Origin of the sequence: Rhizobium sp. NRK18 (assembly GCF_024385575.1) — a bacterium.
GTDB lineage: Bacteria > Pseudomonadota > Alphaproteobacteria > Rhizobiales > Rhizobiaceae > JANFMV01.
Window position 1 is genome coordinate 2504484 of the sequence record NZ_JANFMV010000001.1, and the last position, 21382, is coordinate 2525865.

General features: G+C 61.7%; 17 protein-coding genes. 10 read left to right on the forward strand and 7 right to left on the reverse strand.

Annotated features, from left to right (window positions below; translation table 11 throughout):
• The 4 genes from rnr to rpmG all read left to right on the forward strand — a co-directional run bounded on the left by rnr (position 1) and on the right by rpmG (position 4431).
• Positions 1-2322, forward strand: a complete 2322-nt coding sequence (gene rnr / locus NN662_RS11775) for a ribonuclease R (RefSeq protein WP_261931951.1) — start codon at positions 1-3, stop codon at positions 2320-2322.
• 11 nt (positions 2323-2333) lie between these two features.
• A complete protein-coding gene (locus tag NN662_RS11780; RefSeq protein WP_261930439.1) occupies positions 2334-2768 on the forward strand; it encodes a DUF983 domain-containing protein in 435 nt (144 codons plus the stop codon).
• Positions 2769-2988: 220 nt separating this feature from the next.
• Positions 2989-4170 carry an MFS transporter gene (locus NN662_RS11785; RefSeq protein WP_261930440.1) on the forward strand — a complete coding sequence of 394 codons (1182 nt, stop codon included), beginning with the start codon at positions 2989-2991 and terminating at the stop codon, positions 4168-4170.
• A 93-nt stretch (positions 4171-4263) separates the two neighbouring features.
• Positions 4264-4431 carry a 50S ribosomal protein L33 gene (gene rpmG, locus NN662_RS11790; protein ID WP_261930441.1) on the forward strand — a complete coding sequence of 56 codons (168 nt, stop codon included), beginning with the start codon at positions 4264-4266 and terminating at the stop codon, positions 4429-4431.
• A gap of 810 nt (positions 4432-5241) precedes the next feature.
• Here rpmG and NN662_RS11795 read toward each other — a convergent pair.
• Together NN662_RS11795 and NN662_RS11800 are read right to left on the reverse strand one after the other, a co-directional pair.
• Positions 5242-6612, reverse strand: a complete 1371-nt coding sequence (locus NN662_RS11795; RefSeq protein WP_261930442.1) for a PleD family two-component system response regulator — start codon at positions 6610-6612, stop codon at positions 5242-5244.
• 33 nt (positions 6613-6645) lie between these two features.
• A complete protein-coding gene (locus NN662_RS11800) occupies positions 6646-7017 on the reverse strand; it encodes a response regulator (RefSeq protein ID WP_261930443.1) in 372 nt (123 codons plus the stop codon).
• A 127-nt stretch (positions 7018-7144) separates the two neighbouring features.
• On the opposite strand from NN662_RS11800, the gene NN662_RS11805 reads away from it, so the two are divergent.
• Both NN662_RS11805 and NN662_RS11810 read left to right on the forward strand, forming a co-directional pair.
• Positions 7145-7447 carry a DUF3572 domain-containing protein gene (locus NN662_RS11805; protein WP_261930444.1) on the forward strand — a complete coding sequence of 101 codons (303 nt, stop codon included), beginning with the start codon at positions 7145-7147 and terminating at the stop codon, positions 7445-7447.
• Positions 7444-8115, forward strand: coding sequence for a hypothetical protein (locus tag NN662_RS11810; protein ID WP_261930445.1), 672 nt, complete (start codon positions 7444-7446; stop codon positions 8113-8115). Before NN662_RS11805 ends, NN662_RS11810 begins: the two co-directional genes overlap by 4 nt.
• Here NN662_RS11810 and NN662_RS11815 read toward each other — a convergent pair.
• Positions 8060-8695 (reverse strand): GNAT family N-acetyltransferase, encoded by a 636-nt coding sequence (locus NN662_RS11815; RefSeq protein WP_410010927.1) that lies wholly within the window; start codon positions 8693-8695, stop codon positions 8060-8062. The two genes, NN662_RS11810 and NN662_RS11815, sit on opposite strands and share 56 nt — an antisense overlap.
• Positions 8696-8775: 80 nt before the next feature.
• On the opposite strand from NN662_RS11815, the gene NN662_RS11820 reads away from it, so the two are divergent.
• The 3 genes from NN662_RS11820 to NN662_RS11830 all read left to right on the forward strand — a co-directional run bounded on the left by NN662_RS11820 (position 8776) and on the right by NN662_RS11830 (position 12912).
• Positions 8776-10080 carry a DNA polymerase IV gene (locus NN662_RS11820; RefSeq protein WP_261930447.1) on the forward strand — a complete coding sequence of 435 codons (1305 nt, stop codon included), beginning with the start codon at positions 8776-8778 and terminating at the stop codon, positions 10078-10080.
• A 137-nt stretch (positions 10081-10217) separates the two neighbouring features.
• Positions 10218-11483, forward strand: coding sequence for a L,D-transpeptidase (locus tag NN662_RS11825; protein WP_410010979.1), 1266 nt, complete (start codon positions 10218-10220; stop codon positions 11481-11483).
• A gap of 247 nt (positions 11484-11730) precedes the next feature.
• Entirely contained in the window at positions 11731-12912 is a 1182-nt protein-coding gene (locus NN662_RS11830) for an MFS transporter (RefSeq protein ID WP_261930449.1), read from the forward strand.
• 104 nt (positions 12913-13016) lie between these two features.
• On the opposite strand, the gene dnaE is transcribed toward NN662_RS11830, so the two are convergent.
• The gene (gene dnaE / locus NN662_RS11835) at positions 13017-16517 is read right to left on the reverse strand and encodes a DNA polymerase III subunit alpha (protein ID WP_261930450.1); all 3501 of its coding nucleotides are present in this window, start codon (positions 16515-16517) and stop codon (positions 13017-13019) included.
• A gap of 320 nt (positions 16518-16837) precedes the next feature.
• On the opposite strand from dnaE, the gene NN662_RS11840 reads away from it, so the two are divergent.
• Positions 16838-17446, forward strand: a complete 609-nt coding sequence (locus NN662_RS11840) for a hypothetical protein (RefSeq protein ID WP_261930451.1) — start codon at positions 16838-16840, stop codon at positions 17444-17446.
• Positions 17447-17537: 91 nt separating this feature from the next.
• Here the strand turns inward: NN662_RS11840 and NN662_RS11845 are convergent, their stop codons facing one another.
• Genes NN662_RS11845 through proS form a run of 3 tightly spaced genes read right to left on the reverse strand, consistent with a single transcriptional unit; the run spans position 17538 to position 20903 of the window.
• Positions 17538-18221: an ABC transporter ATP-binding protein gene (locus tag NN662_RS11845; protein WP_261930452.1), complete on the reverse strand. Its 684-nt coding sequence runs from the start codon at positions 18219-18221 to the stop codon at positions 17538-17540.
• Positions 18222-18237: 16 nt separating this feature from the next.
• Positions 18238-19539, reverse strand: a complete 1302-nt coding sequence (locus tag NN662_RS11850; RefSeq protein ID WP_261931952.1) for a lipoprotein-releasing ABC transporter permease subunit — start codon at positions 19537-19539, stop codon at positions 18238-18240.
• 41 nt (positions 19540-19580) lie between these two features.
• Positions 19581-20903: a proline--tRNA ligase gene (gene proS / locus NN662_RS11855; protein ID WP_261930453.1), complete on the reverse strand. Its 1323-nt coding sequence runs from the start codon at positions 20901-20903 to the stop codon at positions 19581-19583.
• Positions 20904-21382 lie beyond the last annotated feature (479 nt).

A 21382-nucleotide genomic window follows, 5' to 3' on the forward strand; every position in this document is an offset into this window, starting at 1 on the left:
ATGCCGAAATCGAACAAGCCGGGGCGCGATCGGACTGCGGCGAGCGGCAAGGAAGACACGATCATTCACGGCGCGGTGCCGCCGCGTGACGTTCTGCTGCGCTTCATCGCCGATTATCCGGACCGGGCCTCGAAGCGGGAAATCGCCAAGGCATTCGGGCTGAAGGGCGAGGCCCGCGTCGAACTGAAGGATCTGCTGCGCGATCTCGAGGACGAAGGGCTGCTCGAGAAGAAGCGCAAGTCGCTGATGCGGCCGGGCGCCCTGCCCCCGGTCACCGTGCTCGACATCACCACCCGCGACAAGGACGGCGAACTGATCGGCCGCCCGGCGGAGTGGCCGGAGGAAGCCGGCGTCGCGCCGGCCGTCCTGATCAAGCAGTCCACAAACGGCCGCAACAAGGCGCCGGCGGCCGGCCTCAACGACCGCATCCTTGCGAAGATATTCCCGGCCAAGGATCGCGCTGGCCCGGCCTACACGGCCCGCGTCATCAAGGTCATCGACAAGCGCAAGACGGCAGCGCTCGGCGTGTTTCGCGAAACGCCCGGCGGCGGCGGACGCGTCGATCCTGTCGACCGGCGCGACAATGAACTCGTGATCGATCCGGATGCAGTGGAGAACGCCAAGGACGGCGACCTCGTCGAAGTCGACGTCGTGCGATCCGGCCGCTACGGCCTGCCGCGCGGCAAGATCATGTCCGTGCTCGGCTCGGTCGCGTCCGAAAAGGCGATCTCGATGATCGCCATCCATGCGCACGGCATTCCCTACATCTTCCCGCAGGCGGCTCTGGCCGAAGCCGACAGCGCCAAGCCCGCGACCATGGAAAAGCGCGAGGACTGGCGTGACGTGCCGCTGATCACCATCGATCCGGCAGACGCCAAGGACCATGACGACGCGGTCTATGCCGAAGACGATCCGTCTCCGGACAATCCGGGCGGCGTCATCGTCACCGTCGCGATCGCCGACGTCTCCTGGTATGTGCGCCCCGGCTCGGCGCTCGACCGCGAGGCCTTGAAGCGTGGCAATTCCGTCTATTTCCCCGACCGCGTCGTGCCTATGCTGCCGGAGCGGATTTCCAACGATCTCTGCTCGCTGCGCGAAGGTGAAGACCGGCCGGCGCTTGCCGTGCGCATGACCTTCTCCAAGGATGGTCGCAAGGGCAGCCACACCTTCCACCGCATCATGATGAAGAGCGCCGCCAAGCTGGCCTACCAACAGGCACAGGCGGCGATCGATGGCAATCCGGACGACAAGGCCGGACCGCTGCTGGAACCGATCCTGAAGCCGCTGTGGCACGCCTACGAGGTCATGAAGCGCGGTCGCGATCGCCGCCAGCCGCTGGACCTCGACCTGCCCGAGCGCAAGATCCTGCTGAAGGAGGACGGCACCGTCGACCGCGTGTTCGTGCCGCCTCGCCTCGACGCCCACAAGCTGATCGAGGAAATGATGATCCAGGCGAACGTCGCGGCCGCCGAGACGCTGGAGAAGAAGCGCCAGGTCCTGATCTACCGCGTCCACGATCAGCCGTCGCTCGCCAAGCAGGAGGTGCTGCGCGAGTTTCTCGGCACGCTCGGCATGTCGCTCACCAAGGGCGGGCACATGCGCGCGAACTCGTTCAACGGCATCCTAGCGCAGGCCAGCGGCAAGGCGTTCGAGACGATGGTCGGCGAGATGGTGCTGCGGTCGCAGAGCCAGGCGATCTACAGCCCTGAGAACATCGGCCATTTCGGCCTCAACCTGATGAAATACGCGCACTTCACCTCGCCGATCCGCCGCTATGCGGACCTGATCGTGCACCGGGCGCTTGTCGGCTCTCTCGGTTTCGGCCAGGGCGGCATCACGCCGGAAGAGGAAGGCCAGCTCGACGATATCGCCGCCGAGATCTCGACCTTCGAGCGGCGTGCCATGGCGGCCGAGCGCGATACGGTCGACAGGCTGATCGCCCACCACCTTGCCGGCCGGGTCGGTGAGGAATTCAAGGGACGGGTGCGCGGCGTGACGAAGGCCGGACTATTTGTCGCGCTTCCGGAATTTGGAGCCGACGGATTCGTCCCCATATCTACGCTGGGGATGGATTACTTCATCTATGACGAGGCGCATCAGGCGCTGACCGGCGAGCGAAGCGGGCTTGGATACAGGCTCGGCGACGAGGTCGAGGTAAAATTGGTGCACGCACAGCCGCTTGCCGGCTCCCTGCAGTTCGAAATGCTCAGCGAAGGGCGCAAGATGCCGACGGCAACGCGCTCCTTCCACAAGACAACCCGTCGCCGGGCCGGCGGCCCCGGCAAGCGGCCGGGCACCCGCCCGCCCCGCGGCAGACGATAGGAGTGAAGGCGATGACCACGGACAGCGGAGCACAGCCGATGGAATTCGGTGGCGTGGACAAGGCGGAGCGGCCGCTCGGCCAGTCGATCATGCGCGGCATGCTGAACCGCTGCCCGGCCTGCGGCAGCGGCAGGCTGTTCAAGGCCTACCTGAAGCCGGTCGACAATTGCGCGGCCTGCGGTGAGGACATCTCGCACCAGCGCGCCGACGACCTGCCGCCCTACCTCGTCATTCTCGTCCTCGGCCATGTCATGGTCGGCGGCTTCATGATGACCGATCTCGTCTTCCAGGTCTCGATGTGGGTACATCTCGCCATATGGGTGCCGCTGACGATCATCATCGCGCTGCTGATCATCCAGCCGATCAAGGGTGGTGTCATCGGCCTGCAATGGGCGCTGAAGATGCACGGCTTCGGCGGCGAGCCCGACGAGGCGCGAGACATCTGAGAAGCATCCCGGAATGTTCGCCGAGACTATAACAGCTTGACTTTCGCGCGATTTCTTGGCTGTACATCGCAGGATGGAAGACCAGACGGGCCGATCCTTTCGAACCCGTCTGCATCTTTAAGGGGGACATGACCTATGCTGCCGGACCACCGAACGCTTGCCGAGCCCATGCATCGGCGCCGTGCCGCCGGCGACAGACAAGCCGGATGAGGATGCCCCGATGACCGAGCAGACCGCGGGGACAGGTTTCCCCGACAAGATTCGCTGGCCATCGCTCATTGCCGCAGTCGCGTCGATTACCTCGGTCGGCATTGCCATCGGCCTCGGCCTGCCGCTGTTGAGCATCATTCTGGAAAAGCGCGGCATTCCTTCCACCCTGATCGGGCTCAACACGGCCATGGCCGGCCTCGCCTCGATGGCCGCCGCTCCGATCACCACCAAGCTTGCGCATGATTTCGGCGTCGCCCGCACGATGCTGGTCGCCGTCGTGATAGCCACCATTTCCGGCTTCGGCTTTTACTATGTCGAGAATTTCTGGCTGTGGTTTCCGCTGCGGTTCTTCTTCCATGGCGCCATCACCACGCTGTTCATCCTCTCCGAATTCTGGATCAATGCAGCCTCGCCGCCCTCAAAGCGGGGCCTGGTTCTCGGCATATACGCGACGCTGCTGGCGCTGGGCTTTGCGCTCGGACCCCTGCTCTATTCGCTGATCGGCAGTGAAGGCATTCTGCCCTTCCTGGTGGCGGGCGGCGCAATCCTCCTGTCCGCCGTGCCGATCTTCATCGCGCGTGCCGAAAGCCCGAGGCTGGACGAAAAGCCGGAGATGCATTTCTTCCGCTATATCTTCCTCGTGCCGACGGCGACGGCCGCCGTCTTCGTCTTCGGTGCGGTGGAGGCAGGCGGACTGTCGCTGTTCCCGATCTATGCGACGCGGGCAGGCTTCACCGAGGCGCAGGGCGCGCTGCTTCTGACGATCATGGGCATCGGCAATGTCGTCTTCCAGATCCCGATCGGGCTGCTTTCCGACAAGATCCGCGACAAGCGCAGCCTGCTGTCGCTGCTGGCTCTCATCGGCCTGATCGGCGCCACGGCGCTGCCCGTCCTCACCCACAACTGGATGGTGATGGCCGCAGTGCTGCTCTTCTGGGGCGGCAGCGTGTCGGGGCTCTACATGGTGGGACTCAGTCACATGGGCGCGCGGCTCAGCGGTTCAGACCTTGCAGCCGCCAATGCAGCCTTCATATTCTGCTACGCCGTCGGCACGGTGGCCGGTCCACAGGTCATCGGCGCGGCGATGGATATCGGCGGAAACAGCGGTTTTGCGTGGGCAATTGCGGGATTCTTCGCACTCTACGTGATACTATCCCTGCTCCGTTTGCTTTTTAGACCAAAACGGACTTGACTTTTCGGCGTCGATTTGTAGTTTCGCGCCAGAATTTGCCGTGGACCCGAACCGGCTGTCCACGGCTTCATTTTTATATAAGGCAGGACTACAATGGCGAAAGCTACCACCATCAAGATCAAGTTGCTGTCGACCGCTGACACGGGCTTTTTCTACGTCACCAAGAAGAACAGCCGTACGTTTACGGACAAGATGACGAAGACCAAGTACGATCCGATCGCCAAGAAGCACGTCGAATTCAAGGAAACCAAGATCAAGTAATCTGCTTGATCGGTTTTCACCGGGAAAGCGCCATCCGAGCGGTTGGCGCTTTTTTTGTTGCCTCTAGCGCCCCGGCAGAAACTTATCGGTCTCCCCGGCCCCAATGAAAAAGGCCGCCACCCGTTCGAGGTAGCGGCCTTCTATCAAGAGGGTCAGCTGGCCATGCGCGGCACGAGGAACCGCTTGTGCATGACCAGCTGACCAGCCCCACGACCCAGGAGATGCGGCGGACCTGAGCATCATGGGGTAACCGTCAGCCCTTCAAGGGCCTTGTGTATATGAGCAACACAATACTAAAAATATTTTATAGATCAATACTCTGAGTAGTTTTCAAGGTTTGCGCAAGGCAGACGTCCATCCGCCGAAGAATCGCCGGCCGTTACCCCTTCTTGATAAATACTCAATTTCCATCCGCATTCGAAAAGACAAAACACGTCCATCCGTCGGATTAAATCAATATATCCCTGGAATTCCACAACGTATGTACATAATTATATTCTAAAATTATGAATTATTCAGGACGACAGCGTTTTCGGGCAAAAATATAATGAAAATCATGATTCAATAATTTGCATTTTCCGCAAATCTCAAAACTATACTGAACTCCGCGAAAATTCATTCAGCTCGGAAAATATGAGGATATCCACAGTCCGTGACTGTTTTTTCGGCATCTGCCTGCGGGAATTGCGCGCATCGGCCGCAAGAATCACCGAAATCTGACCGCGCACTGAGCAAGCCCTGCCAAACAGGGACTGAGCACACGGGCCAGACGTCACCCATTATACTTCGACGGAATCGCCTTGCCGGCTATCAGGCAGCCTCGACCACGCGATTGCGGCCGCTGTTCTTTGCAGTGTACAGCGCCTGGTCGGCAAGTTTCAGCAGTTCTTCCGGACCGGAGAGCGACGCCGACGTGGTGGAAATGCCCACCGATGCCGTAACGCTGACTTCCTCATCACGGCTTCTGATGGTGAAGGGCTTGCTTTCGACCGCCTGGCGCAGCCGCTCGGCAACGAGCGCCGCCACATCGCGCGGCGTGTCCGGCATGACGATGACAAATTCCTCGCCGCCGTAGCGGCAGGCGAGATCGGCGCCGCGTACCGCCGAGCGGATGCGGGATGCGAACTCCTTCAGAACCTCGTCGCCGGCATCGTGGCCGTAGGTATCGTTGACCATCTTGAAGCGGTCGATGTCCGTGATGCAGAGCGACATCGGGCGTCCGCGCACCAGCGCACGGTTGAACAGCACCTTCAGATGGCTGTCGAGGTAACGGCGGTTGCTGAGACCGGTCAGCCCGTCCGTCACGGCCAGCTCGATGCTCTGCGTGACGTTGGCGCGCAGGCGGTCGTTATAACGCTTGCGGCGGATCTGGGTGAGGCTGCGGGCCACCAACTCATTAGGATCGACCGGACGGATGATGTAGTCGTTCACGCCGAGTTCGAGAGCCCGGATGATCATCTGCTCATCGCCCTGCTCCGTGACGATCAGCAGCGGGATCATGCGGGTGCGCTCCAGCGAGCGCAGCTGCGAGCACAGGCGAAGCGGATCGTAGTCGTCAAAATTGGAATTGACGATGATCAGGTCGAAGCTGTTTTCGGCCGCCTCGAACAGTGCCGCCTGCGGATCCGACATGGAATGGACCTCGGCGATCGGCTGCAGGGTGCGGACCAGCCGCTCCTGAGAGCTACCGCGGCCGTCGACCACCATGATGCTGCCCTTGTCCTCCAGCTGTCCGTCGCCGGCCCTGAGGACATCGGCAATGCCGACATGCTTGGCGGTCTCGGCGCGGGCGCGCAGTTCGTCGGTCAGCGTCTTCAGGCGCACGAGGCTCTTGACGCGGGAGATCAGCTGCAGGTCGTTGACGGGCTTGGTCAGGAAATCGTCGGCACCGGCCTTCAGGCCACGCACGCGATCTTCCGGCTGATCCAGTGCCGTGACCATGACGACGGGAATATGCGCGGTCTTCGGGTTCGCCTTCAGCCGTTCGCAGACTTCGAAGCCGTTGATGCCAGGCATCATGACGTCCAGCAGGATGACATCGACATGCGTGCGGTCGCAGATCTCAAGCGCCGTCATGCCGTCTTCGGCGGTCAGCACCTCGAAGTATTCCGCGACCAGCCGCGCTTCGAGCAGCTTCACGTTCGCCGGGATATCGTCAACAACCAGAATTCGTGCCGTCATCTTCGCCTTCCAGCCCCTATTGCCGCGCGATCGTCATGCGTCGCCGAGATAGGTCTTGATCGTTTCGAGGAACCTCGGAACGGAAATCGGTTTGGAGATATATGCTTCACAGCCACCCTGTCGGATGCGCTCCTCATCGCCCTTCATGGCGAAGGCGGTGACCGCAATCACCGGAATCACATGCAGCTCGTCATCTTCCTTCAGCCACTTCGTGACTTCAAGCCCGGAAACCTCCGGCAACTGAATGTCCATGAGAATGAGGTCCGGCCGATGTTCGCGAGCAAGATCAAGGGCTTCCATGCCATTGCGGGTCTGGATCGTCTCGTATCCCGAAGCTTCAATCAGATCCTTGAAGAGCTTCATGTTGAGCTCGTTGTCTTCTACGATCATAACCTTCTTCGGCATTCCAAGTGTCCTCTGCCCCTGTCGGGAGGTACCGTGAACAATCTGCCACTCACGGCGCTGTTCTCCGGCCCCTGAATTTGCGATGTTAGTTTGATTTGGTTGAGAAATAGGTAACTCGGAAATAGAAATGAAGAATGATTCCAAAGTCTCCGCCGACCCGCAGGAAACCGCCATCGCGGTACTGTCCTGGCTGGCGGCCCAGCCCGATATGCTTGGACGCTTCCTTGCGCTCTCCGGCATGAGGGCCGACCAGCTGCGCGAAGCGGCGGCCAAGCCCGGCTTCTTCGCCGCCCTGATCGAGTTCCTGATGAACCACGAGCCCAGCCTGATGGCCTTCTGCAGCGAAACAGGCACACGTCCGGAAGCCGTCGTGGCCGCGGCCAGAGCCTTCGGCGCGGATTCCGGCGCCTGGGGCGATTTCCAGCCGTGACGCTTGTCGCCGACCCGGACGACATCCGGCTTTCCGACCGGCCGCTGATCGTCAGCGACATCGACGATGTCGTGCTGCAGTTCATCGACCCGTTCAATCTCTATCTCGAAAGCCTCGGCCACCGCCATCTCCCCCGTTCCTTCCGCCTGCACGGCAATATCGTCTCGATTGCCGACGGCAGCGTCCTCGATGACGCGCGGGTGAGCGCGCTCATCCAGGATTTCTACCGGCTGCAGCATGACTGGCAGCGTCCGTTCGAAACCGCCTGCGAAACGCTGCAATCCCTCGCTAAGGCTGCCGATATCGTCTTCCTGACCGCGATGCCGCCGGTCTATGCCGCCACACGGCGCGCGCTGCTCGACCGATTCGGCCTGACCTTTCCGATGATCGCCACCGAGACGGCGAAGGGACCGGTCGTCGAGCGGCTGCATGGCGGCCGCGACCAGCCCGTCGTCTTTCTCGACGACATGGCGCGCAACCTCGCCTCCGTGGCCGAGCGCGTGCCCGAATGTCTGCTCATTCATCTGAAGCCTCCGGCAGCGGTCTTCGCATTCGCCCCTCCCGCCGGCGACGGCGTGGTTCCTGCCCGGGACTGGGCGGAGGCCGAGGCCATCATCCGTTCCCATTTCCACTTGCGGCAAGCGCGTTGCCAGCCGGAGAAAAACTGAGCCGCATCAACGGCCTGCCCTCCTTGCGTAAAGCGACTTCGGCAAAACCGGCAGCGTCGAAGATCCTTTTCGAACCGACATAGAGGCCAACGGATTTCGACTGCTTGGTGCGCTCTATCGGGCAGGCTTCCAGGTGTCGCGCACCGTTCTCTCTGGCAAAGGCGATCGCCTCCTCCAGCATCCAGTGGCTGAGCCCATGACCACGCTGGCGCGAGGCCATGAAAAAGCAGCTGACGGCCCATATGCCGGGATCAGCGGCATCCCCCTCCTCCAGCGGTCTCGAAACGGTGCGCGGGCTGTTCCATTGCGGCAGTTCCGAGCGCGGACAGACCTGCACCCAGGCGACCGGCTCACCATCAAGATAGCCGAGAAGGCCCGGCGGCGGGCCGGCCTCGACCCGCGCCCGCATGAAATCCTTCTTGGCGTCGGCGTCGTATGACTTGCGCTGCGACGACGGTATGCGGAAATAGGTGCACCAGCACCCGTAGCAGGCGCCCTGCGGGCCGAAGAGGCGCTCGAAATCCGGCCATCGGTCCGCCGTCAGCGGATGCGCCACCCTCGTTCTGCCGGTCATTGGCATCCTTATCCCCCCGAAAGCAGCCCTTGAGACTCGCGAGCTTACGGCGTAACTTAAGGATGTTCAACATTTGTTCTATTTGGATGATGCAGGCGCAAGAGTATCCAGGTTTCTGCCGCGACTGCCTGACCGGCCTTCCTGCCGGGCGGAAGCGTTGCCATGCCTGCGGCAGCCCGAGGCTCGTGTATCATCCGGAGATCAACCGGCTTTCGCTTGCCCATATCGATTGCGACGCGTTCTACGCGTCGGTGGAAAAGCGTGACAATCCGGAGCTCGCCGACAAGCCGGTGATCATCGGCGGCGGCAAGCGCGGCGTGGTCTCCACCGCCTGCTACATTGCCCGCATCCACGGCGTGCGCTCCGCCATGCCGATGTTCAAGGCGCTGGAGGCCTGTCCGAGTGCCGTCGTCATCCGGCCCGACATGGAGAAATACAGCCGGGTCGGCAAGGAAATCCGCCAGATGATGCTGGACCTGACGCCGCTGGTGCAGCCGATCTCCATCGACGAGGCCTTTCTCGATCTGGCTGGCACCGAACGGCTGCACCACGATCCGGCTGCGCGCACATTGGCGAAATTTGCCAAGCGCGTGGAGAAAGAGATCGGCATCACCGTGTCCGTCGGCCTCTCCTACTGCAAGTTCCTCGCCAAGGTGGCGTCCGATCTGCAGAAGCCGCGCGGCTTTTCGGTCATCGGACAGGCAGAGGCGGTCGAATTCCTCGCCCCGCGTCCGGTCACGACCATCTGGGGCGTCGGCAAGGCCTTTGCGGCGACGCTGGAGAAGGACGGCATACGCACGGTGGGGCAATTGCAGCCGATGGAGGAGAACGAGCTGATGCGCCGCTATGGCGTCATCGGGCAGCGGCTCTATCGCCTGTCGCGCGGCATCGACAACCGCAAGGTGCATCTTAACGAGGGCGCCAAGAGCGTTTCCTCCGAAACTACCTTTTTCGAAGACGTCTCCTCCTTCGACGAGCTGGTCCCGATCCTGCGGCGGCTGTCGGAAAGCGTTGCCTGGCGGCTGAAGACCGGCGAGATCGCCGGGCGGACGGTGGTGCTCAAGCTGAAGACGGCCGATTTCAAGCTGCGCACCCGCAACCGGCAGCTGGAAGATCCGACACAGCTTGCCGACCGGATTTTCCGCACCGGCCTCGGTCTTCTCGAAAAGGAGACGGACGGCACGCGTTTCCGCCTGATCGGCATCGGCGTCAGCGACCTCTCCGACGCGGAACGGGCCGACCCGCCGGACCTGATCGACGTTCAGTCGACACGGCGGGCCAAGGCGGAGGCGGCCATGGACAAGCTCCGCGCGAAATTCGGCAAGGCAACAGTGGAGACCGGCTATACGTTCGGAAGCGGCAAGAGCCCCGGCGACGGACGCCAGAAGTAGCTCATCAATTTACGTAAAATTTACCTCAATTGCGGGATTTCCGGCCATTTGCGCTGCAAAGGCCTCCGCAGGGCATGCGCGGTTGAACTTTCTTAAACCACCACTCCTACGCTTGATCCGATCCCGAATAGAGGTTCCTGTTCATGCGTCTGTCTCTTGCGGTCGTCGCCGGCCTTCTTGCCGCCGCCACATCCCTTTACTCCCCCGCTTTCGCGGGCGAAAACTCCGTGCTGCAGATCATCGTTTCGAAGGAAACGCAGAGCCTGACCGTTTACGAGAACGGCAAGCCGGTCGCCACGTCGAACGTCTCCACCGGCAAGGCCGGCCACACCACGCCGGCGGGCATTTTCTCGATCCTCGAAAAGCAGAAGTTCCATCGCTCCAATCTCTATGACGACGCGCCGATGCCCTTCATGCAGCGCATCACATGGTCGGGTGTCGCCCTGCACGAATCGAACCATGTGCCGCGTTATCCGGCTTCGCATGGCTGCGTGCGCATGCCGCGCGCCTTCGCCAAGGAACTCTACGGCATGACCGCCCGTGGCACGCATGTGATCATCTCGGAGGCGCCGGTCACGCCCGCGCCGATCAGCCATCCGGTTCTCTTCAACCTCGACCGGCCGGTGCAGATGCTGTCCGACGCGACGCTGCGCCCGACCGTCTCGCTGGACGGAAAGGCTCCCGTCGAAGTCGCCATGAACGGTCCGGTGACCGGCTCGCTGCCGAAGCCGGAAACCGTCGCGTCGCCCCTGCCCGACGTGGCGCCGCTGCGGATCCTCATCACCTGGCGCAGCAAGGCCGACGACACGCGCGACGCGCAGGCGCTGCTGTCCGAACTCGGATATGATGTCGGCCTGCCGGACGGGCTGATCGGGCGGAAGACCGTGGACGCCGTCAACCAGTTCAAGACGGCCCATCAGATCGGACCGCAGCCGGAACTGCTCTCCGACGCCGTACTCAAGGCGCTCTATGAGGCCGCCGGCAAACAGGCGCCGCCGCGCGGGCAGATCATCGCCCGGCAGAACTTTGCCGAAGTCTTTTCCGCCCCCATCGACATTCGCGACCCCGAGATGGCGCTCGGCACGCATTTCTTCGAAGTGATCGGCGTCGACCCGGCCAATGGCGCGGCGGAATGGAACGCTTTGACACTGCCAAATCATCTGCCGGAAAAGACGATGAAGCGGCTCGGACTTCAGAGCGAAGCCGACGCATCGGCACCGGACGCCGCAAAGCGAATGCTCGACCGGATCAGCATTCCGGACGACATCCGCGAGAAGATCGCGGCGATGGTCGTGCCGGGCCTGTCGCTGACCATTGCCGATACCGGCTATGAGATGAACACGGGTCCCGGCACGGATTTCGTCACGACGGTGCGCCAGTCGCCAGCGTCCAAGGGCGGTTGATCTCCCCCGGCGGAATTTCACAGAAGACCGGCGACAACCGCTAGCTGTTGCAAAAAGGTCCCCCGGCGGCAATTCCGTAAGCATGCCTTAAAATTGCGGCTTTGAAAGCGGCTTGGTCGTATTATGATCAGCCTTGGACTCGCCGGTCGTGCAGACGACCGGACCGGAGTGGCCTGGATAAAACTCCCTCCTCATTCCGCCGTCTTCTCGCTTCCTTGCCTTCGCATTTTTAAGAAGAACTGCCGTCATGCCCTCCGTATTTGGCCGTCAGCCGATACTGATCCTGCTAGCCATGCTGATCAGCTCGCTGTGCAACTCCGCGATCATTCCCTTCATGGGCTATTTCATCGTGGAAGACCTGCACATGGCGCCCTGGGCGATCAGTGTCTACGCCATCACCGCCAGCCTGCTGACCATGGCCTGCACGCGTTATTTCGGCGAGCGGATCGACCGCAGCATCCGGATCTTCCCGATGATGGTGATTTCGGCGGGCGGCATCGTTGTCTCCAGCGCGGTGCTGTCGATTTACCAGTCCTATGCGATCCTGCTGCTGATCTCGGCGCCCGGCATCGCCTTTTCGAGTGCCGGTGTTTCGTCGATGTTCATTTTCGGGCGGCTCTATGCCGAGCGCGAAGGCCTGCCGCTTGCCCGCTACAATGCGCTGATGCGATCCATGACCTCGACCGGCTGGATGTTCGGACCCGCCTGCTCCTTTCTGATCGCCGACCGTTTCGGCAGCGTCGCCGTCTTCCATTTCGTCTTTCTCCTGGCGCTTGCCGGCTGGGTGACCAGTTTCCTGGCGCTGCCGCGCGACTTCATCACGTCTGCGGTTTCACGACCGCTGATCGGCGGCTGGAGGGCCTGGTTCGACAATGCGGCGCTCTGGGCGGCGGCGATCTTCTGTTTCCTGTTCTCGCTGTCGTCGACGCTCTGCAGTTCCACCCTGCCGCTCTATCTCACCCAGGAACTCGGCCTGCCGGCCTATACGCCGGGCCTTTCCTTCACGTTGAAATGCGCGGCCGAAATCATTGCCATTACGGGCTCGCCCGCATTGACGTCGATGATCGGCCGGCGCAATGCGCTGTTTCTGTCGAGCGGTGGCGGCTTTGCGGCGTATTTCCTCTACGCCATCACTTCTTCGGTCGAAATGATGATGGTGGCCGCCTTCGTCGAGGGGCTCTATTTCGGCATCTTCGCCGGCGTGGCGATCATGTTCGCGCAAGGGTTTGCACGCGGACGGCTGGGCCGGGCGACGTCGCTCTACATGAACAGCCTGTTCCTGGGCTCTATGACGGCAACGACCGGAATGGGGCTGATCGCCAGCCTGTTCGACTTCCGCAGCGTGCTCGCTGCCGCTAGCCTGGCGATGATGGGGGCGATGACGGTTCTCTATCTGACGCGGCGGCGTGATACGGAGGCGGAGACCTGATAGCCTCCGCCTTTCACAATGTGATTCAAGCGCTTGAGGACCTGATTCAGAAACGGCGAGCAAGCCGCTGATTTCAGACTCAATTCCGGTGATCGCCCAACGGCTCAGACCAGTTCCACATCGATGACGCCGGGCGCTGCGCGCAGTGCCGCCGCGATATCCGGCGAGATGCGGTAGCGCTGGTTGAGCTCCACCTCGACCTCCCGCTTGCCGTCGTCCTTGATGACGACGAAGGAGACGAGACCGTCGCCCTTGGCATTCAGATGCGCCGCAACGGTCTTCAGGGGTCCGCTGTCGCGCACGAAGACGCGCAGCGCCTTCTGCATCTGCACCGATTTTTCTTCCAGCGACTGGGCCGTCTGGATGCGCAGGCCGATACCTTCCGGACGCTCTTCGGCCGCAACGGTGATCACCAGCGACTTTCCCGATTCGAGCAGGTCGCGATACTGGTTCAGACCTTCGGAAAAGAGGACCGCCTCGTACTGGCCGGAGGCATCGGAGAAAGTGACGATGCCCATCTTGTTGCCGGTGCGGGTCTTGCGCTCTTGCCTCGATATGACGGTGCCGGCCAGCCGGCCGAAGGTGGCGCCTTGCTTTACCGAGGCGGAGAAGTCGGCGAAATTCTGCACCCGCATCTTGTCGAGCACCTGCTGGTAGGAATCGAGCGGGTGGGCCGTCAGGTAGAATCCCAGAACCTGGAATTCCTTCATCAGCCGTTCGGAGGCAAGCCAGGGGTTGAAGGCCGGAAGGACGATCTTTTCCGGTCCGCCACCGCCGCCAAGGCCGAACAGGCCGCCCTGCCCCGAGACCTTGTCCTCCTGCGCGCTCTGCGCATAGCCGATGATCCGGTCGAGGCCGGCGACGAGTGCGGCACGGTCGTGACCGAAGCAATCGAAGGCGCCGGCATAGATCAGGCTTTCCAGCACACGGCGATTGATCTGCTTCGGGTCGATCCGCAGGCAGAAATCTTCCAGGCTTTCGAAGGGTTTGTCGCCGCGCACCGCGACGATGTGGTCGACCGCCGCTTCGCCGACGCCCTTGATGGCGGCGAGCGAATAATAGATCCGGTTTTCGCCCGTCTCGAAATGGCGGAACGAGGTCTGCACCGACGGCGCGATCACCTCGATGCCGAGGCGCTTGGCGTCCTGGCGGAAGTCGTTGACCTTGTCGGTGTTCGACATGTCGAGCGTCATCGACGCGGCCAGGAACTCGACCGGGTAATGGGCCTTCAGATAGGCGGTGTGGTAGGAGACGATGGCGTAGGCGGCGGCGTGCGACTTGTTGAAGCCGTAGTTGGCGAACTTCGCCAGCAGGTCGAAGATCATGTCGGACTGCGGCTTGGAGACACCATTGGCGACCGCGCCTTCGACGAAACGGGCGCGCTGCTTGTCCATCTCCTCCTTGATCTTCTTGCCCATGGCGCGGCGCAGCAGGTCGGCTTCGCCGAGCGAATAGCCCGAAAGCACCTGGGCGATCTGCATCACCTGCTCCTGGTAGACGATAACGCCCTGGGTTTCCTTCAGGAGGTAATCGATCTTCGGGTGGATGGAGGCGATTTCCTCCTCGCCGTGCTTGCGGGCGTTATAAACCGGGATGTTTTCCATCGGTCCCGGACGGTAGAGCGCCACGAGCGCGATGATGTCCTCGATGCAGTCCGGCCGCATGCCGATCAGCGCCTTGCGCATGCCCGCACTTTCCACCTGGAACACGCCGACCGTGTCGCCCTTCGACAGCATTTCGTAGGTCGGCGGATCATCGAGCGGGACGGATGGCAGGTCGACTTCGATCTTGCGCTTGGCGATGAAATCGACGGCGGTCTTCAGAACCGTCAGCGTCTTCAGACCGAGGAAGTCGAACTTCACGAGGCCGGCCTGTTCGACCCATTTCATGTTGAACTGGGTGACCGGCATGTCGGAGCGCGGGTCCCGATACATCGGCACGAGTTTGGAGAGCGGCCGGTCACCGATCACGATGCCCGCGGCGTGCGTCGAGGCGTGGCGGTAGAGGCCTTCGATCTTCTGGGCGATTTCCAGAAGACGGGCGACGACCGGCTCCTCGGCGGCGGCCTCCTGCAGCTTCGGCTCCTCCTCGATCGCCTTGTGCAGCGGCGTCGGGTTCGCCGGGTTGTTGGGCACCAGCTTGCAGATCTTGTCGACCTGGCCGTAGGACATTTCCAGCACGCGGCCGACGTCGCGCAGCGCCGCGCGGGCCTGCAGCGATCCGAAGGTGATGATCTGGCCCACCTGTTCGCGGCCATACTTGCGCTGGACGTAGCGGATCACCTCTTCGCGCCGCTCCTGGCAGAAGTCGATGTCGAAGTCGGGCATCGAGACGCGTTCCGGGTTGAGGAAGCGTTCGAAGAGCAGAGAAAAGCGCAGAGGATCGACGTCGGTGATCGTCAGGGCATACGCGACGAGCGAGCCCGCGCCCGAACCACGGCCGGGACCGACCGGAATATCCTGCTGCTTGGCCCATTTGATGAAGTCGGAAACGATCAGGAAGTAGCCCGGAAACTTCATCCGCTCGATGATGCCGAGCTCGTATTCCAGCCGCTCGCGGTAATCCTGCTCGGTGTATCCCGGCGCGATGCCGAGCGCGGCGATGCGGCTTTCAAGGCCTTCGCGCGACTGACGCTTCAGCTCTTCCGTTTCCGCTCGTTCCGCCTCTTCCGGATCGTCGGAAGCGCCGGTGAAGCGCGGCAGGATCGGCTTGCGGGTTTTCAGGATGAACGAGCAGCGCTGCGCGATCTCGACCGAATTGGCGAGCGCTTCCGGAATATCGGCAAAGAGCTGCATCATCTCCTTGCGGCTTTTCAGATAATGATCCGGGGTCAGCCGGAAGCGGCGGTCGTCGGACACGATGGCATTGTGTGCGACCGCCATCAGCGCATCATGCGCGTCGTAATCATCCGGAGACGGAAAGAACGCCTCATTGGTGGCAACCAGCGGAATGTCATGGCGATAGGCCAGATCGATCATCCGCTTTTCGTGACGCTTGTCGTAGCCGCGCTGGCGCTGCAGCTCGATATAGAGTCGGTCGCCGAACAGGGCCTTCAGCTTCAAAAGCCGCGCTTCGGCAACCGCCGCATGGCTGTCCTTCAACGGCATGTCGACTGGACCGCCGCCGGCACCCGTCAGCGCGATCAGACCGCCGGTGCCGAGCTCATCGAGCCAGGAGGCCATCATGTGAACGGCGTGGTTGCTCTCGCCGTCGAGATAGGCGCGGCTGACGATGTCCACCAGCCGTTCATAGCCGTCGGCATCTGCTGCCAGCAGGATGATCGACGGCAGCTTGGCGAGCGCCTGGTTTCCGCGCCGCTCCGTCTCCTGCCCGTCCTCCATGTCGATGGAGAGCTGGCAGCCGATGATCGGCTGCAAGCCGTCGCCGGTCGCCTTCTGGGCGAATTCGAGCGCGACGAAGAGATTGTTCGTATCGGTGATGGCGATCGCCGGCTGTTCATCGGCAATGGCCTTGCCGAGGATCTTCTTCAGCGGCAGCGCACCCTCGAGAAGCGAATAGGCGGAATGCACCCTCAGATGCACAAATCCGGGTCCGACAGACTGCGTCAGACCATCCGATTTCTTGCCAATTCCTGCTTCCGACATGTCACCTTCCAGACGATTCTTTCAATCGCCGGATTGTCTGCCGGTGAGCGCCCGATGTCCACAACCGCGCGCCCGGATGATGTCAATTTCCAGAAGAGAATACGGCCCCGATCAGACCGACATGACGATGGCGGCGAAGCCGGCCAGAAACACGGAAATCGATGCAAATGCTGCTACGTCTTTGATGAAGTATGACATTTCCCTCTCCTTTTCCTATCTGTTCTTTTTATGTTCTATTTTAGTTCTCACGTCAACACCCTTTTGCCACTTTTTTGGTTGTGCTTATCTGTGGCCGGAAACCTCTTGCTGCGGAGCCCATGATGCGCCTTCAAAGTATCGCCCTCAGTCTTCTCCTCATCATCGGGACTGCCATCACGCCTGCGGCGGCTGCCGACCGGATCGTCGATGCGGCGGTCGGTGACTGGAACAAGGATGGGTTGAACGACCTCGCCGTCCTGTTTGTGCGTTCGGACGACGGGACGGAGGAGAGTGATACGGGCGAGATCGGGATCGGCATCTACCTGCGCAATGGCGAGCGAGACCTGCTAGTGCCGGCGGCGATCGTTCCGGACAAGGTCTGGGGAAGTGCACCGGTGGGTGATGACGGCATCTATGGCCAGGAGCCTTCGATCAAGGCGACCGAGTCAGGCTCCATCACGGTCGCAACCCGTAACGACGCCATCGGCCGGGACCGCTGGCAGCAGGTGCTCACCATCGCCTATCGCGACGGTGCGTTCGTCGTCGCGGGCTTCACCTATGACTACTACGACACGCTGGATCCCGACCGGAACGGGTCCTGCGACATCAATCTTCTTGCCGGCAAGGGCATGGTGGACGGCAAGCCGGAGAAAATGGAAGCCAAGCGCGTCACGCTGGAAGACTGGGACGACGAAACAGGCCTGAAGGCCTGCGGGCTGGATCTGCAATAGGAAAACTGGCCACGGATGTGCCCCTCCGTCGGTTTCAGAAACCGATTCCGGAAGTGTCCCTAACGCCTTGCCTCCACGCCGAAATCCGGCCTCAGAGTTCCTTGATCTGCCCGGCCTCGATCGTCACGCATCGGTCCATGCGGGCGGCGATGTCGTGATTGTGGGTGGCGATCATCGCGGCAAGGCCGGACTGGCGGACAAGCGCTTCCAGCGCGTCGAAGACGTAGTGGGCGGTTTCCGGGTCGAGGTTGCCGGTCGGCTCATCGGCGAGAAGCACGATCGGCGCATTGGCAACCGCACGGGCGATCGCCACGCGCTGCTGCTCGCCGCCCGAAAGCTCCGCCGGGCGGTGCGAGCCGCGATGGCCGATGCGCATGTAGTCGAGAAGCTGGCTGGCGCGTTCGGCCGCCTCCTTCTTGTCAAGGCCGGCGATCAGCTGCGGCATCATGATGTTTTCCAGCGCCGAGAATTCCGGCAGCAGATGGTGGAACTGGTAGACGAAGCCGATGTCGCTGCGGCGAACCGCGGTGCGCCGGTCATCCGACATGTGGGCGCAGGAGACGCCGTTGATGGTGATGTCGCCCTCGTCGGGATGTTCGAGCAGGCCGGCGATCTGCAAGAGCGTCGACTTGCCGGTGCCCGACGGCGCGACCAGCGCGACCGTCTCGCCACGCTTCAGCGAAAAATCGACGTTCTTCAGGATCGACAGAACGGCGTCGCCCTGCCCATAGCTGCGGGAAATGCCCTCGAGGCGCAATGCGGTGTCGTTGTTCATGGAGGAAAGCGTGTCCTTATTCGTAGCGCAGCGCCTGAACCGGATCGAGCCGGGATGCGCGCCAGGCCGGGAAGATCGTCGCCAGGAAGGAGAGCGCCAGCGCCATGACGACGACGGCGATCGTCTCGCCTGCGCTCATATCGGCCGGCAGCTTGCTCAGGAAATAGAGCTCCGGATCGAAGAGAACGGTGCCGGACACCCAGGAGAAGAACTGGCGGATCGATTCGATGTTGAGACAGACGATGACGCCGAGCACGACGCCGGCAAACGTGCCGACGGTGCCGATCGCCGCCCCCGTCATGAAGAAGATGCGCATCACCGCCCCGGACGTGGCACCCATGGTGCGCAGGATGGCAATGTCATGGCCCTTGTCCTTCACCAGCATGATGAGGCCGGAGATGATGTTGAGCGCGGCGACGATGACGATCAGGGTCAGGATCATGAACATCACGTTGCGCTCCACCTGCAGGGCGGAGAAGAAGGTCTGGTTGCGCTGGCGCCAGTCGGTAATGAACACCTGACGGCCGGCCGCCTCCTCAATCTTCGGCCGCAGATCGCCGACGTCGTCGGGATTGTCGACGAAGATCTCGATCGACTGGACCAGGCCTTCGGCGTTGAAATAGAGCTGCGCTTCCTTCAGCGGCATGAAGATGATCGAGGAATCATACTCCGACATGCCGATCTCGAAGATGCCGGTCACCTTGTAGGTCTTCACCCGCGGGGTCACCCCCATCGGCGTCACGTCGCCTTCCGGCGAGATCAGCGTGATGCTGTCGCCGACGAAGAGGCCCAGTTGCTGGGCCAAGCGCGAGCCGATGAGTACGCCATCGCCGGCGGCAAAGGACACCATGTCGCCCGACTTGATGTTGTCGGAAACGGATTTGAGCTTGGAGAGATCGTCGGCGCTGATGCCGCGCACCAGCGCACCGGTGCCCGCCCCCTGCTTGCCGGAGGCCAGCGTCTCGCCTTCCACCAGCGGCAGGGCCATCTTGACGCCGTCGACCGCCTCGAACTTCTTGGCGAGGTCGACATAGTCCGACAGTGGTTGGTCGATCGGCTGGACGATCATGTGACCGTTGAGGCCGAGGATTTTCGAGATCAGCTCCGTGCGGAAGCCGTTCATCACCGCCATGACGATGATGAGGGTGGCGACACCCAGCATGATCCCGATGAAGGAAAAGCCGGCGATCACCGAGATATAGGCTTCCTTGCGGCGGGCCCGCAGATAACGCCATGCGACCATCCGCTCGAACGCGGAGAACGGACGGTTGGCATTTCCCTTGCCGGCGGCTTCGGTCGAGGTTTCTTCGGCCGTCATGCTCGTCATTCAGACAACTCCCAAAAGGCCGGAGGCGGCCTTCAGCCCAGTATCTTGTTCAGCGCCGCTTCCACGGTCATGGTTTCGCGGGCGCCGGTCTTGCGGTCCTTCAGCTCGACCTCACCATTGGCAAGGGCGCGCGGGCCGGCAATCACCTGCACCGGCACACCGATCAGATCCGCCGTTGCGAACTTGGTGCCGGCGCGCTCGTCGGTATCGTCGTAGAGCACGTCCTTACCGGCATTCGACAATGCCTGATAAAGCTTATCGCAGGCTGTATCGCAGAGTTCGTCGCCGGGCTTCATGTTGATGAGCACGGCATCGAACGGCGCGACGGAGGCCGGCCAGATGATTCCATTGTCGTCATGCGAGGCTTCAATGATGGCGGGAACAAGGCGCGACGGGCCGATACCGTAGGAGCCCATGTGGACAAGGTGTTCCTTGCCGTCCGGTCCCTGCACCTTTGCGCCCATCGGCTCGGAATACTTCGTGCCGAAATAGAAGATGTGGCCGACTTCGATGCCGCGGGCCGACAGACGGTCGCCTTCGGGGATGGCGTCGAATGCTGCCTCGTCGTGCATTTCCGATGTCGCCGCATAGACCGAGGTCCACTTGTCGAAGATCGCTTGCAGGCCTTCGGCATCATTGAAATCGGTATCGGCGGACGGAATGTCGAAGTCGACGAAATCCTTGTGGCAGAACACTTCGGATTCGCCGGTATCGGCCAGGATGATGAATTCGTGGCTGTGGTTGCCGCCGATCGGACCGGTGTCGGCGCGCATCGGAATGGCGCGCAGACCGAGGCGATCGAAGGTGCGCAGATAGGCCGCGAACATCTTGTTATAGGACTGGATCGCGCCTTCCTTGGTCAGGTCGAAGGAATAGGCGTCCTTCATCAGGAATTCGCGCGAACGCATGGTGCCGAAGCGCGGGCGGATCTCGTCACGCACCTTCCACTGGATGTGGTAGAGGTTGAGCGGCAGGCTCTTGTAGGACTTGACCGACGAGCGGAAGATGTCGGTGACCATCTCCTCGTTGGTGGGACCATAGAGCATCGGACGATCCTGACGATCCTTGATGCGCAGCATTTCCTTGCCGTAGTCGTCGTAACGACCGCTTTCCTGCCAGAGCTCGGCCGACTGCAGCGTCGGCATCAGGAGTTCGATCGCGCCCGAGCGGTTCTGCTCCTCGCGGATGATCGCGTTCACCTTGTCGAGCACGCGCTTGCCCATCGGCAGCCAGGAATAGATGCCCTGCGACTGCTGGCGGATCATGCCGGTGCGCAGCATCAGGCGATGGGAGACGATTTCGGCCTCCTTGGGATTTTCCTTGAGGATTGGCAGAAAATAGCGGGACAGACGCATGGGCTTCAGGTTCCAAAACAATGCTTTTCCCGAACGCTTCGGGAATCGCGCATTTGAGCTACAAATTTGGCGCTTTCATAGCCGCTTCGGGGCAAGAATGAAACCCGGCGACCAACGTCAGCCAGCGGGATTTCACGTGGTTCAGGCCCGGCTATGCGTCCGGCGCAATCAACGGGCGGCGCACCACGCATATCCACCTGTCACGAAGCTGTCATTGCGGCCCCGCGCACGGGCTCACGACCACCCCTTCGACGTCCACCGAAGACACGCAAACAGACATGGCGACAATGAAACGTTTCAAAAACGGCAAAACCACAGTCAATGTAATCAAGGGCTTACAGCAAGCCGGCGACTAAAATCGTCAACTGCCAAGATTAACTTGCGAGATCGCCGGTCACGATTTTGTCAATACCAAAAAAAGTCCAGAACTGTAACAAAATTGCAAAAAACCGGATGACAAAGCCTAAAGTTTTGGCTAG